General features: G+C 70.9%; 11 protein-coding genes. 7 read left to right on the top strand and 4 right to left on the bottom strand.

Annotation, left to right across the window (positions count from 1 at the left end; all coding sequences use genetic code 11):
* Nucleotides 1-139 precede the first annotated feature (139 nt).
* Entirely contained in the window at nt 140-1,666 is a 1,527-nt protein-coding gene (mmsA, locus tag RWP81_RS07945; protein ID WP_314454545.1) for a multiple monosaccharide ABC transporter ATP-binding protein, read from the top strand.
* Nucleotides 1,653-2,918, top strand: coding sequence for a multiple monosaccharide ABC transporter permease (gene mmsB / locus RWP81_RS07950; protein ID WP_314454516.1), 1,266 nt, complete (start codon nt 1,653-1,655; stop codon nt 2,916-2,918). The genes mmsA and mmsB overlap by 14 nt, the downstream gene beginning before the upstream one ends.
* A gap of 151 nt (nt 2,919-3,069) precedes the next feature.
* Here mmsB and RWP81_RS07955 read toward each other — a convergent pair whose 3' ends face one another.
* Both RWP81_RS07955 and RWP81_RS07960 read right to left on the bottom strand, forming a co-directional pair.
* Nucleotides 3,070-3,549 (bottom strand): hypothetical protein, encoded by a 480-nt coding sequence (locus RWP81_RS07955; RefSeq protein WP_314454519.1) that lies wholly within the window; start codon nt 3,547-3,549, stop codon nt 3,070-3,072.
* A 32-nt stretch (nt 3,550-3,581) separates the two neighbouring features.
* Complete coding sequence (locus tag RWP81_RS07960) at nt 3,582-4,082, bottom strand: DM13 domain-containing protein (protein WP_314454522.1); 501 nt, start codon at nt 4,080-4,082, stop codon at nt 3,582-3,584.
* A 140-nt stretch (nt 4,083-4,222) separates the two neighbouring features.
* Between RWP81_RS07960 and RWP81_RS07965 the strand changes: the two genes are divergently transcribed.
* The 5 genes from RWP81_RS07965 (at nt 4,223) to RWP81_RS07985 (ending at nt 9,079) form a co-directional block, all read left to right on the top strand.
* Entirely contained in the window at nt 4,223-4,927 is a 705-nt protein-coding gene (locus tag RWP81_RS07965; RefSeq protein WP_314454525.1) for a response regulator transcription factor, read from the top strand.
* Entirely contained in the window at nt 4,914-6,080 is a 1,167-nt protein-coding gene (locus tag RWP81_RS07970; protein WP_314454529.1) for a HAMP domain-containing sensor histidine kinase, read from the top strand. The genes RWP81_RS07965 and RWP81_RS07970 overlap by 14 nt, the downstream gene beginning before the upstream one ends.
* A gap of 100 nt (nt 6,081-6,180) precedes the next feature.
* Nucleotides 6,181-7,584 (top strand): sensor histidine kinase, encoded by a 1,404-nt coding sequence (locus tag RWP81_RS07975; RefSeq protein WP_314454532.1) that lies wholly within the window; start codon nt 6,181-6,183, stop codon nt 7,582-7,584.
* On the top strand, nt 7,572-8,237 hold the full coding sequence (locus tag RWP81_RS07980) for a response regulator transcription factor (protein WP_314454535.1): 666 nt from the start codon (nt 7,572-7,574) through the stop codon (nt 8,235-8,237). Before RWP81_RS07975 ends, RWP81_RS07980 begins: the two co-directional genes overlap by 13 nt.
* Nucleotides 8,234-9,079 (top strand): hypothetical protein, encoded by an 846-nt coding sequence (locus RWP81_RS07985; RefSeq protein ID WP_314454537.1) that lies wholly within the window; start codon nt 8,234-8,236, stop codon nt 9,077-9,079. Before RWP81_RS07980 ends, RWP81_RS07985 begins: the two co-directional genes overlap by 4 nt.
* Before the next feature lie 77 nt (nt 9,080-9,156).
* Here RWP81_RS07985 and RWP81_RS07990 read toward each other — a convergent pair whose 3' ends face one another.
* Both RWP81_RS07990 and RWP81_RS07995 read right to left on the bottom strand, forming a co-directional pair.
* Nucleotides 9,157-10,038: a hypothetical protein gene (locus RWP81_RS07990; RefSeq protein ID WP_314454539.1), complete on the bottom strand. Its 882-nt coding sequence runs from the start codon at nt 10,036-10,038 to the stop codon at nt 9,157-9,159.
* A gap of 399 nt (nt 10,039-10,437) precedes the next feature.
* On the bottom strand, nt 10,438-13,232 hold a 2,795-nt coding region (locus tag RWP81_RS07995), incomplete at its 5' end, for a DUF3418 domain-containing protein (protein WP_314454542.1).

The following is a 13,232-nucleotide window of genomic DNA, read 5'->3' on the forward strand; positions in this document are numbered from 1 at the left end:
CTCCCACCCCGCCTCCGCCGCGGCCCGACCGGGTCGCGGCGGAGGCTCCTGCGGGTCGGCGCGCAGCGCCCCCGCCCCATCATCCCGACCGGCGACGAGCCGGTTCTGCAAGGAGGACCTCGTGAGCACCATCCTCGAGATGCGCTCGATCACCAAGGAGTTCCCCGGCGTCATCGCGCTCGCCGACGTGTCGCTGACCGTCGAGCGCGGAACGGTTCACGCCATCTGCGGCGAGAACGGCGCCGGCAAGTCGACCCTCATGAAGGTGCTCAGCGGTGTGTACCCCGCGGGCGATTACCGCGGTGAGATCGTCTTCGACGGCAACACCGTCGAGTTCAAAGACATCCGCGACAGCGAAGCGGCCGGCATCGTCATCATCCACCAGGAGCTGGCCCTCAGCCCCTACCTGTCGATCGCCGAGAACATCTTCCTCGGCAACGAGATCACCCACCGCGGCCTGATCGACTGGGATGCCACGAACCGCGAGGCGGCCAAGCTCCTCGCCCGCGTGGGCCTGGGCGACAGCCCCGACGTCCCCGTCAACGAGATCGGCGTCGGCAAGCAGCAGCTCGTCGAGATCGCCAAGGCGCTGTCGAAGGACGTCAAGCTCCTCATCCTCGACGAGCCGACCGCCGCCCTCAATGACGACGACTCCGAGCACCTGCTCGACCTGATCCGTCACCTGCGCGGTCAGAACATCACCTGCATCATCATCAGCCACAAGCTGAACGAGATCCGCGCAATCGCCGACGAGGTCACGATCATCCGCGACGGGCGCACGATCGAGACGCTCGACGTCGCCACCGGCGGCACGAGCGAAGACCGCATCATCCGCGGCATGGTCGGCCGCGAGCTCGAGAACCGCTACCCCGACCGCGACGTCGAGATCGGCGACGAGGTGCTGCGCATCGAGGACTGGAACGTCAGTCACCCCACGGATGCCGCGCGCACCGTCATCCACCAGGCGAACCTCAACGTCCGCGCCGGTGAGGTCGTCGGCATCGCCGGTCTCATGGGCGCCGGCCGCACGGAGCTGGCGATGAGCGTGTTCGGCAAGAGCTTCGGCTCGCGCATCTCGGGCACCGTCTACATCAACGGCAAGAAGGCCGACACCTCCACGGTGCCCAACGCCATCCGCAGCGGTCTCGCGTACGTCACCGAGGACCGCAAGGGCGCAGGGCTCAACCTCATCGACACGATCAAGCGCAACATCTCGCTCGCCGGCATGCGCAAGCTCGTCAAGGGCGGCTTCGTCGACGGCGACGAGGAGTACCTGGTCGCCAACCGCTACCGCAAGTCGATGAACATCAAGGCCCCCAGCGTCGACGTGGTCGTCGGCAAGCTCTCGGGCGGCAACCAGCAGAAGGTCGTGCTGTCGCAGTGGCTGTTCTCCGACCCGGAGGTGCTGATCCTCGACGAGCCGACCCGCGGCATCGACGTCGGCGCGAAGTACGAGATCTACACGATCATCAACGCCCTCGCGGCCCAGGGGAAGGGGGTGCTGGTCATCTCTTCGGAGCTGCCCGAACTCCTCGGCATCTGCGACCGCATCTACACCCTCAGCGAAGGCCACATCACCGGCCAGCTGCCCATCGAACAGGCAACTCCCGAGGCACTCATGGTGCTCATGACGAAGGAAAAGGAAGCCGACCATGTCAGCGCTTGACAACACCGTGACCCCGAAGGGTCCCGCCACGCCGAAGGGTCCCGTCGGCGGCGGCGCCGGCAGCGGTGCCGGGGGCATCGTGCAGTTCTTCACCTCGCGCCTGCGCGAGATCGGCATCTTCATCGCCCTCATCGTCATCGTCCTGCTCTTCCAGGCGCTGACCGGCGGGCGCCTGCTCACCGCGGGCAACGTGTCGAACATCATCGTCCAGAACAGCTACATCCTGATCCTCGCGATCGGCATGGTGATGATCATCATCGCCGGCCACATCGACCTGTCGGTGGGCTCCGTCGCCGCCTTCGTCGGCGCCGTCTCCGGTGTGCTCATCGTGCAGTGGGGCTTCCCCTGGTGGCTCGGAATCGTGCTGTCGCTCCTCCTGGGTGCGGTGGTCGGCATGTGGCAGGGCTTCTGGGTGGCATACATCGGCATCCCGGCGTTCATCGTGACGCTGGCGGGCATGCTGCTGTTCCGCGGTCTCACGCAGATGACGCTGGGAAACACGCAGATCACGCCGTTCCCGACCGAGTACCGCCAGCTCGGCGGCGGCTATCTCTTCCCCGACCTCTTCCCGGCCGCCTCGTCGCCGGCGGAGTGGATCACCGTCGCGCTCGGCGTGCTGACCCTCGTGCTCTTCGTGGTGTCGCAGGTGCGCCAGCGTGCCAAGCGTGCGGCGCTGGAACTGCAGAACGAGCCCCAGGTCGCCTTCCTCGTCAAGCTCATCGGTGGCGGCGCGCTCATCGCGTACCTCACCTACCTGCTCGGTGTGGCCCCCGGTTCGCGTGGCACGCCGATCGTGCTCGTCGTGCTCGCCGTGCTGATCATCGGGTACTCGACCGTCATGAGCCGTAGCGTCTTCGGCCGCCACATCTACGCGATCGGTGGAAACCGCACCGCCGCGAAGCTGTCGGGCATCAACACCCGCCGCGTCGACTTCATGCTCTTCGTGAACATGGGCGTGCTCGCGGCCCTTGCCGGCATCGTGTTCACGGGCCGACTGAACTCCGCCGGACCCGGCGCCGGAAACCTCTTCGAACTGGATGCCATCGCGGCATCCTTCATCGGTGGAGCTGCCGTTCAGGGTGGTGTCGGCCGCGTGGTCGGCGCGATCGCCGGTGGTCTGGTCATGGGTGTGCTGAACAACGGCATGTCGCTCATGGGTATCTCGACCGACGTGCAGCAGTTCATCAAGGGTCTCGTGCTGCTGCTGGCCGTCGCCTTCGACGTGTGGAACAAGAACCGCACCCGCGGTTGAGCCGTTCGCGGTGACGCAGGGCCCCGACGTTTCGCGTCGGGGCCCTGCGTGCGTTCGGCGGAGCTGTGCGCCCCCGCCCGCGGCCGTCGAACACCCCTGGAGTGTCCGCCGGCACGCCAGGACACGGGCTGCCCATGGCCCCGTCGGCACGTCACGCCCAGCGACCGCCGGCGAGTGCTCGGGCGCCGCGCCGCGGCATCCGTGTGGACAGCAGTCGTGACACCCCGTAGCGGCGGGCGGTCGAGGGCCAGAGCAGGATGCCGACACCGAGCACGGCCATCAGGGGGTAGACCGCGGTGAGCTGATCCGACGACCAATACAGCACGAGCGTGAACGACGACAGGGCCGCAGCGGGGAGGGTCGCCACACCCGCGATGAGGAGCACGCCCAGAGCGAGCTCCCACAGGGGCACCGTGGCACCGAAGAGTGGCGCGAGCGGGACCATGACACCCTCGGCGAAAAGGCGGAAGCCCTCGGGAATCCGCGTCCCGCGCGAGGCCGCGTCGACGACGAGGGCGATGTCGGCGGCGCCGAAGCCCGCGCGCAGCTTGACGATCGCCTCGCCCACCCACAGGATGCCGAGCGCCACGCGCGCCGCGCCGAGGACCACGCGCGCGGTGCCCAGGATCACCGTGCGCGGCCTCCGCACCGACCGCTGCGCGCTCATGCGAGCGGTGCGCTGCCGAAGACGACCTGCGCCTTGTCGCAGCGCACGATGAGGGTCGTGTACATGTCCGCCGTGGTGCCGGCGGGCAGTTCGATGGTCTGGGTCGCGTCGGTGGAGACCGTACCGATCTCCACGCCCGCCAGGGCCGCGGCGTCGTCGGTGCCGTTGGCCAGGTAGAAGTGCAGATCCGGCCCCTCGTCGGTGCGGAAGCCGGAGATGTCGACGGCGGAGCCCTCGATCGTCACCTGCCCGCTGACGGATTTGCCGCCGGTGCCCGCGAAGGCGCCCTGACGCGATGACGCCATCGCTGCCGTGGTCGCCTCCGGCGTCGCCATGGTCGCCGGGGGTGCAGACGTCATGGCCGCGGCGGACGACATCGGCGAGGCCGCGCCGGCGTTCGTGGACGCCGAGTCTGCGGGCGTCGCACAGCCCGCGAGAGACAGCCCGAGGGTGAGTACTGCGGCGGCGAGAGTGAGGGGAGTAGTGAGACGGGTCATGAGGAGTCCTTCGTGAACGGTGGGGCCGGACGGTTGTCGGCCCGCACTGACCGAACCAGGCGGTCGACCGTGACGGAGCGGATCTTTCGCTTCCGTAAGAAGTCGCGGCGCGGCGGGGGAGCGCCACCTATGTTCTGTTCATGGCAGCTCAGCCCTCCGTCGTGGTCGTCGAGGACGACGCGACCGTCCGCACCGTCGTCGCCGAATACCTCCGCGCCGACGGCTACGACGTCGTGGCCTACAGCGACGGCTCAACGGCGCTGGCCGCTCTGGCTTCCGATCTGCCCGACGTGCTCGTCATCGACCGGATGCTGCCGGGTGTCAGTGGAGACGAGCTGTGCATCGACGTGCGCCGGCGTTCCGACGTGCCGGTGCTCATGCTCACCGCCCGCGGCAGCGTCGAAGACCGTATCGGCGGTCTCGAACGGGGAGCCGACGACTACCTCACGAAGCCGTTCGCCATGCGGGAGCTGCAGCTGCGCGTGCGGGCACTGCTGCGGCGGCGCGTGGGCGCGGCGGGCTCGAGCGACTTCAGCGTCGGGCCCTTGCGGGTCGACCCGGCGGGCCGGCGTGTGTGGAACGGTGCGGACGAGGTGGTGCTGACCGCTCGCGAGTACGACCTTCTTCTCCACCTCGCGCGTCATCCCGAACGCGTATTCACCCGCGACGAGCTGCTGCAGGCCGTGTGGGGGTGGACGTTCGGCGACGCGAGCACGGTGACCGTGCACGTGCGGCGCCTGCGCGAGAAGATCGAGGTCGACCCCGGATCGCCGGTGTACCTGCGCACCGTGTGGGGCGCCGGGTACCGCTTCGTCCCGGCGGGAGACGGTCATGTTGCCCGTTGACGACCTGCTCCACATCGCCGTCACCACGCTCGTGTGCAGTGCCGTGGTGATGATGGTCGTCGTCGTCGTTCTGCTCCTGTCCCGGCGCAGTTCGATCCTCGTGCGCGTGACGGTCGTCGTCGTGGGCGCGGTGGTGGCCGTGGCGGTGTCGACGGCGGCCGCGGCGTACGAGATGTTCCTCGGATCCCACGAACTGCTCGTGGTCGGCTGGATCATCGGCATCGCTGCGGCGGTCGCGGTGGCATCCGCCTGGCTCGTGCTGCGCGGCACGATCTCCCGTGCAACGCGGCACCTCATCGAGTCCGCTCGCCGCATCGCCGAGGGCGAGCCGGTGGTCGCTGTCGCGTCCGGGTGGGATGAGTTCGACCGACTATCGCGCGAGCTCGCCGATACGTCCGCCCGGCTGGCGGCGGCACGCGCCGAGGTGGAGCGACTCGAAGAGTCGCGCGCGCTGTTCTTCGCGTGGATCTCGCACGACCTTCGCACCCCGCTGGCGGGGATCCGCGCGCTGGCGGAGGCGGTGGAGGACGGCGTGGCCGAGCGCCCGATGGAATACGTGACGAGCATCCGCGGCAGAGTCGACATCCTCGACCGGATGGTCGACGACCTCTTCGAACTCGCGAAGCTCGAGAGCGGGACGTTCTCCCTCCGCCCGCAGGTCGTGACCCTGCTCGATCTCGTCTCCGATGCCGTCGTCGATGCGCGGACGATCGCCGACCGGCGGGGAATCGAGATCGCGCACGAGGGCATCGTCGGGGTGCAGCTGTGGGCCGATCCCCGCGAGCTCGCACGCGCCCTCGGCAACGTGCTGAGCAACGCGGTGCGCTATGCGCCCGCCGACAGCGTTGTGCTCGTCTCCGCCCGAGTGGACGCCGAGGCCCAGGTGGTGTTGAGTGTGCGCGATGCCGGCGACGGCGTGGCGGAGGACGACCTGGGGCGCCTGTTCGAGGTGGGGTGGCGAGCGGATGCCGCCCGCTCCGCCGACCGCGACACTCGCGTCGCCGCGGGCGCAGGGCTGGGGCTCGCCATCGTCCGCGGTATCGCCGAGGCCCACGGTGGCCGCGTTCGCGCCGCGCGCGAGTGCGATGGGTTCCGTCTCGACCTCATCTTGCCCGCGGATCCGCCGGATCGATCGGTGCCCGTGCCCGCGTGAACGTCCGGCCCTCGGAGACTCTTCGCGTTCGGGATAACCCGAATCGAGCCGGGGGCTGACCGGGAGGTGTCGCGAGGGCCGGAGTCATAGCGTGGATGCCATGACCTCGGCATCCGTTCTCCCGCCCCCGCCTCCGCTGCCCGGCACGTCCGCTGCGAACGCCACGGCTCCGCTGCCCGATCAGTCGACCGCGGCCACCACGCCCCTGCCGTCTGGACCGGCCCCCACGTCGCCGCTCCCCGACACCCGCTCCGTCGCCGTCCCGCCGAAGGTGCGTATCTCCTCGCCGGGTCGCATCGCCGGTGCGGCCGCGCACCTCGCCGCCCTCGGCGTCGTCGGCCCCGCCGTCTTCACCGCCCTGTTCGGCCTGTTCGGCTCGGGTTTCGGGTTGCTCCCCGCCCTGCTCATCGGCGTCGTGGTGCTCGTCGCCTTCGTCTACGCGCTCTTCGCGGTGGCGTGGTTCGAGCGGGCCCGCGTCGACGGCCTCTACGGCCTCGGACTCGCGCCGATCCGTCCGCGCCGGAGCCCCAAGCCCGGTTTCGTCGGGGTGCTGCACACCATCTGGCTGCAGGCCATCGACCCGCTGCAGTGGCGCGCCGTGGCATCCTTCGCCATCGCGACGGTGCTGGGTCTCGCCACGATCGCCTCGATCGGCGTCGTGTCGTGGGGGATCGGTCTCACGGCGAGCCCGATCTTCGGGTGGTCCGACACGCGCCTGCTCGGCATCCTGCCGCTCCCCGGGATCGCGGCGCCCCTGACCGGGATCGCCGCGGTGATCGTCGCGCTCGGCGTGATCGTCGGTTTCGCGATCCTGCACGGCGTCATCGTGCGGGCGATCTTCGTCCCCTCCCGCGAGGCGCAGCTGGTCGAGCAGGCCCGCACCTCCGACACCCGTCGCGCCGGTGCCGTCCGGGCCGCCGAGGTGGAGCGCACGCGCATCGAGCGCGACCTGCACGACGGCGTCCAGCCGCGACTCGTGTCGATCGGCATGACGCTGGGCCTGGCGCAGACGAAGATCGACGACGACCCCGAGGCCGCCAAGGCCCTCGTCGCCGAGGCCCACGCCTCGACCAAGTCGGCCATCACCGAACTGCGCCAGTTGGCACGCGGCATCCACGCCTCGGTGCTCGAAGACCGGGGACTGGATGCCGCCCTGTCAGCCCTGGCATCCCGCTCCCACATCCCGGTGACGCTCGACGTGCGCCTGCCGCGGCGCTGCGGGCGTGCCGCCGAGGAGGCCGTGTACTTCGCGATCGCCGAGACCCTCACCAACGCGGCCAAGCACTCCCGCGCCGCCGCGTGTCGCGTCGACGCGCGGGTGCGCGAGGACGGCTCGCTCTGGGCCCGCGTCGAGGACGACGGGCTCGGCGGCGCACGGATCGTGCCCGGTGGCGGTCTCGACGGCATCGTCAACCGCGTCGCCGCCGCGGGCGGCACGGCGCGCATCGACAGCCCGCAGGGCGGCCCGACCACGGTGGAGGTGAACGTCCCGTGCGCGTCCTGATCTGCGAAGACTCGGTGCTGCTGCGCGAGGGGCTCGTGCGCCTGCTCGCCGACGACGGCCACGAGGTCGTCGCCGCCCTCCCGGATGCCGCGGGGCTCGAGGCCGCGGTCGCCGAGACGGCGCCCGAGCTGTGCATCCTCGACGTGCGGCTCCCCCCGACCTGGACCGACGAGGGCATCCGCGCGGCGATCGCGCTGAGGTCCCGGCATCCGGGGCTCGCCGTCCTCGTCCTGTCGCAATACGTCGAGGAACGCTACGCGAGCGACCTCATCGCCGATGGGCAGGGCGCGCTGGGGTACCTGTTGAAAGACCGGGTGGCCGACGTCGCCGATTTCCTCGCCGCGGTCGCATCCATCGCCGGCGGGGCGACGGTGCTCGACCCCGAGGTCGTCGCGCAGCTGCTCACGCGGCGGCGCCGCGACGAGCGTCTGCAGAGTCTCACCGAACGCGAGCGGAGCGTTCTCGCGCTGATCGCCGAGGGCCGCTCGAATCAGGCCATCGCTGGCGCGCTCTTCGTGAGCGAGGCCAGCGTCGAGAAGTACATCACCGCCATCTTCACCAAGCTCGGCCTCGAGCAGGACGAGACCGGCAACCGCCGCGTCATCGCCGCCCTCGTCCATCTCGGCCACGATCACACCGGAGCCACCTCATGACCGCGCAGACACCCCTCCCCGCCCCCGCCGCCCCCGAGCCGCCCCGTCGTCGCGGTGCCGCCTTCGCCGTGTCGGTGGTCACGATCGTCGTCGGTGCGGTCGTCGCCGTCGGCACCCTCGCGGGTACCGGAGTGTCGGCCGTGGCCGGCATGGCCGACTGGCGGGGTGACACGTCGTCGTACGACGTGTCGTCCGACAGCTCGGCGCTGGCGCTCACCGACCTGCAGATCGACCTGGCCGGGGGTGACCTCACGGTCGAGTACGGCGATGTCGAGTCGGCGCAGCTCGATGCGGACAGCCGCGGCCGACAGGGGTGGACGTTCGACCAGGAGGGGGACTCCCTGCGCGTCGCCTCGCCCTCCGGCTCGTTCGTCGACGCGGGGCGCGGGGCGCGGGCCACGCTCACCCTGCCCTGGGATCTCGAGGGATCCGGGATCACCGCCGACATCCGGGTCACCGGCGGTGCGCTGGAACTGACCGGCGGCTTCGGCGACGTGACGGTGGAGGTCGCCGGAGGCGTTGCCACTCTCGACGGTGCGGCGCGCGACATCGGCGTGACAGTGACGGGCGGATCGGCCACGGCCGCGCTCATGGATGCCGAGGCGGCCGCGTTCGAGGTGGCCGGGGGCGAGCTGACGGCGACGCTCAGCGGGCTCACCCCGACTAGCACCGACGTCGAGGTGACCGCCGGCTCCGCCGACATCACGCTGCCCGACGACGAGTACGACGTCCGCGTCGACGACGGTCTGGGCTCGGTCGACAACGGTCTGCGCACGAGCTCGTCCGCCTCGGCCACGGTCGACGTGACCGCGACGATGGGGTCGGTGACCCTCCGCTCCTGACGGCGCACGTGAGGGGTCACTCTCTGTCGCCCGGATTCCGGTTCGGCGACAGGAAGTGACCCCTCAGACGTTGTCCGTCAGTTCGCGGTCGGACCGCTGCGACGCGCGCCGGATCCTCGACGGCGGGAGACGACCAGCCAGACGATCAGTCCGGCGATGACGAGGATCGCGATGACGAGCAGGATCCAGGGCAGCACCGGCGCCGTGTCCGCGACCGGGGCGGGCGTCGGGCTCGCCGACGGCGTGGCGCTGGGGGTGGGGGTCGCGGACGGCGTGACCGGTGCGGCCGCGACCTGGACGACGGCGGACGCGAGCACGGTCTCTCCGTCCGACAGGGCGATGGTGACCGATCCCGCGCGCGCGGGGGTGAACTCGACGGTGGCGGTCCCGTCGGTCACGGCCGTCGTGATCGACGGGCCGGTGGAGCTGCCGTCGGAGAACGAACCGCCGTCCGCGGAGTCGAGGCCGAATCCGACCGTCTGGAGGCCGTCGACCTTCGCCTCCACCTGCGTCTTCTGCCCGACGACCAGCGAGGAATCGACCTCGATGATGGGGGTCTGCGACGTCGCGGTGGGCTGAGGTGCCGACCCGCTGACCGTCACCGATACGGTGCCCAGCACGGTCTCGCCGTCTCCGACCGCGACGGTGAAGGTCCCTGCCTGCGTGGCGCGGAAGTACGCCGTGGCCTGGCCGTCGTTCGCCGGGCTGCTCACATCGGTGGAGCCGGCCCCACCCGACTGCGTCGAGAGCAGGCCGCCCGGTGAACCGGCGAGACCGAAGAAGGCATCTTCCAGCCCGCCCAGCCCGGTGGCGGTGATCGTCGTGGTCTCGTTGACCGCGACCGTGCTGGGGTTGGCAGTGACGGTGGCCGTGCCGCGCGCCGAGGCCGCGGTGCCGCCGCCGACTGCGAGAAGGGTCGTCAGGGCGACCAGGGTGACGAGCTGTGTGATGCGTTTCATGAGATCTTTCGGAGTCGGGGGCCGGGCGCCCGCCGGCTTGAATGCCCGCCGCGGGGTGCCGCGGGCAGGGCGGCTAAGACGAGCCGAACGAGGGGGAACGGTATTGTCCGATCCCTCGAAACGGGTCGACCGCCGGGGGTCGCTGCTCTCACCGTGGCGGACATCGCGCCCCGGGCGCAACGTCCACTTGTGGTCATGTCCACATTCGGACGCCGACATCGTCGCGCCCGGCCTCCGCGCGGGCCGCGCTCGGTCGGGGCCGGGCCGTCGATACGGGCGTGCAGCGACTCACGCGGCGGTCCGACGCTGCTCGCCCCCGCTCAGCGCCGGAGGCTCGAGGCGCTGCTGCGCGAGTGGGGAGCGGCGCGGGGAGTGTGAAGGCTCAGCGAGACGCCGGGCTCAGCCCTTCAGGGCCTTCGCGATGCGCTGCGGCGACACCTGCTCGGCGGTCCCGAGACGCTGGGCGAACAGGCTCACGCGGAGCTCCTCGAGCAGCCAGCGGGTCTGCACGAGGTTCGCGGGGGCGCCGGCGGGGATCGGTACGGTGCCGCCGGCCTCGACGAAGCCCCCGGCGGCGCGCTCGTACTCGGTCATGCGCTGCCGATCGCGACCCGGGTTGTCGGAGAGCGTCTTGACCCGGTCGAGCGCGCCCGCCAGGTACCGCGGATAGTGCTGCAGACGCGACAGGCCGGTCCGCGAGAGGAAGCCGGGGAACAGCAGGCCCCTCACCTGACCCCGCACGTCGTTCAGCGCGCCGAGGAGCGTGATGGACGCGGCATCCTTCATCGCCCGTTCCAGCTCGCGCTGGGCGAGCAGGATCTTCGCGGCCAGCGCGACCGTCTGGAAGGTCCGTTCGACGGAGACGGCTGAGAAGGCATCGCGTATGCGCTCGAAGTCGGCCTTCGTACGCACGACGCCGCTCGGGTTCTCGCGCCCCAGCAGGTCGTCAGCCAGGGCGACGCGCGCATCCTCGATGAGGGCTTTCGCGTTCTGGTACGGGGATGCCGCCAACGCGAGCTTCTCGTTCGCGGTGAGGTGGTCGAGCACGTAGCTGGCGGGGGAGGGGACGGCGAGCAGCATCAGTCGAAGGACGCCCGCGCGCGTGAGTCGCGCCGCATCCTCCGGGGTCGCCTCCACGCGCAGAGCCACGCTGTCGCCCTCGTCGACGAGAGCCGGATACCCGCGCACGACACCGCCGGCGACGGGCGTGTCGACGACCTCGGTGAGTTCGTCGAAGTCCCACGTGGTGAGCTTCGTGCGCGAGGCGAACGCGGGGGAGGCCTCGGCGACCTTCGCCGCAGCGGAACGCGCGGCGGGGCGCTCGCGGGTGATGGCCGATTCGACGCTGGAGCGGGCCCGGTCGGCGAGGCGGCGCTGCAGCGCCCCCAGGTCGCGGTCGCTCCCGATCGCGCGTCCTCGTGCGTCGACCGCGCGGAACGAGGGGCTCAGGTGCCCGGGTACACGCTCCAGCTCGAAGTCGGCGGCGCTCACGCGCTGGTTCGCCACGCGTTGCACGAGCGCGGCGAGTGCGTCGACGAGGGTCGTCTTGGGCAGACCGTTCGCGTGCTCGGGGCCCTTCTCGGCGAGTTCGGCGCTGAATTTCTCGGCCCAGTCCGCGGCGGGCACCACGTTGCGGCGGATCGTCTTGGGCAGTGCCCGCAGCAGTGCCGTGACCAGTTCGTCGCGCATGCCCGGCACCTGCCAGTCGAAGCCGTCGGGGCGGAGCTGAGCGAGGAGGGGGAGCGGCACCACCACCGTGACACCGTCGTCGGGAGCTCCGGGCTCGAAGCGGTAGGCGAGGTTCAACGTCTGGTCGCCCTGACGCCAGCGCGCGGGGAACGCCCGGTCGTCACCCTGCGCGCGATCGCCGGTGAGGTCGGACTCGCGGAGGTCGAGCAGGTTGGGCGTGCGGGCGACGGCATCCTTCCACCACGTCTCGAACGAGCGCACGTCGGTGACGTCGGCCGGAATGCGCGCGTTGTAGAACGCGAACACCGCTTCGTCGCCGACGAGGATGTCGCGGCGACGCTCGCGCTCCTCGATCTTCTCGAGCAGTCGGCGCTGTTCGACGTTGCGGCGAAGGAACGCCGTGAGCCGCTTGTCGAGCACTGACGGGTCCCATTCGCCCTCGACCAGCGCGTGGCGCACGAACATCTCGCGCGCGAGCGGCCGGTCGAAGCGCGCGAGCTGCACGCGGCGGCGGCCGACGAGCTCGACCCCGAAGAGGGTGACCTTCTCGTAGGCGGCGGCGGAGCCGGCATCCTTCGACCAGTGCGGCTCGCTGAGCGAGCGCTTCACCAGGTCGGGAGCGAGGTCTTCCGCCCAGGCGGGGTCGACGGCGGCGACCGTGCGGGCGAACAGGCGGGAGGTCTCGACGAGTTCGGCGGCCATGACGGCCGCGGGGCGCTTCTTCTTCAGCCCCGAGCCGGGGAAGATCGCGAAGCGCGCCCCGCGCGCCCCGATGTACTCGCCCTTGACCGGTCGGGCGTCGCCCGGGGTCTTGCGGTCCTTGGCCTGCGCCATCGTGCGCGCGTCGAGGATGCCGACGTGCGACAGCAGGCCTGCGAGGATGGAGCGGTGGATGGCGTCGCCGGCGGCGTGTCCCTCGGGGGCGGTGTCGCCGCGTCCTCCTCGCGCCTCCGCCGGAGGACGTCCCGTCCGGCCGGTGGTGGAAGGACCTCGTCCCACTTGTGGCGGTGCATGTCCCAAATCGTGCGGGTGAGAGCGGCCCGAACCCACCGTTTGTGGGACATGGTTCTGCGAACGACCCTCGCTGCGCCCGCCCTCGCCGCCCAGCGACCGCAGTTGCCGGTGCACGTCGACCCACTCGCGCACGCGCACGTAGTTGAGGTGCTCGCTGCGGCAGAGGCGTCTGAAAGCGCTGGATCCGAGCTCGGCCTGCTTCTCCTGCAGGTAGTCCCACAGGTTCAGCAGCGAGAGGAAGTCGCTGGTGGGATCGGTGAAACGCGCGTGGAACCGGTCGGCCTCCTCGCGGCGCTCCTCGGGGCGTTCGCGCACGTCCTGGATCGACATGCCCGAGACGATCGCGAGTACCTCGGGTTGCACGTCGCCTCGTCGCGCCTCGATGAGCATGCGGGCGAATCGCGGGTCGATGGGCAGCCGCGCGATCTCGCGGCCGATCTCGGTGAGGCGCGGGCCGTCGTCGTCGCGGCGCCCGCGGCGCTGCCGCGACG

This window comes from uncultured Microbacterium sp. (genome assembly GCF_963521695.1).
Taxonomy (GTDB): Bacteria; Actinomycetota; Actinomycetes; order Actinomycetales; family Microbacteriaceae; genus Microbacterium.

Bases quoted from the DNA above. Each gene is read 5' to 3' on its own strand.
- mmsA (WP_314454545.1), top strand. From the start codon at position 140: ATGCGCTCGATCACCAAGGAGTTCCCCGGCGTCATCGCGCTCGCCGAC.
- mmsB (WP_314454516.1), top strand. From the start codon at position 1,653: ATGTCAGCGCTTGACAACACCGTGACCCCGAAGGGTCCCGCCACGCCG.
- RWP81_RS07960 (WP_314454522.1), bottom strand. From the start codon at position 4,082: ATGACCCGTCTCACTACTCCCCTCACTCTCGCCGCCGCAGTACTCACC.
- RWP81_RS07965 (WP_314454525.1), top strand. From the start codon at position 4,223: ATGGCAGCTCAGCCCTCCGTCGTGGTCGTCGAGGACGACGCGACCGTC.
- RWP81_RS07970 (WP_314454529.1), top strand. From the start codon at position 4,914: ATGTTGCCCGTTGACGACCTGCTCCACATCGCCGTCACCACGCTCGTG.
- RWP81_RS07975 (WP_314454532.1), top strand. From the start codon at position 6,181: ATGACCTCGGCATCCGTTCTCCCGCCCCCGCCTCCGCTGCCCGGCACG.
- RWP81_RS07985 (WP_314454537.1), top strand. From the start codon at position 8,234: ATGACCGCGCAGACACCCCTCCCCGCCCCCGCCGCCCCCGAGCCGCCC.
- RWP81_RS07990 (WP_314454539.1), bottom strand. From the start codon at position 10,038: ATGAAACGCATCACACAGCTCGTCACCCTGGTCGCCCTGACGACCCTT.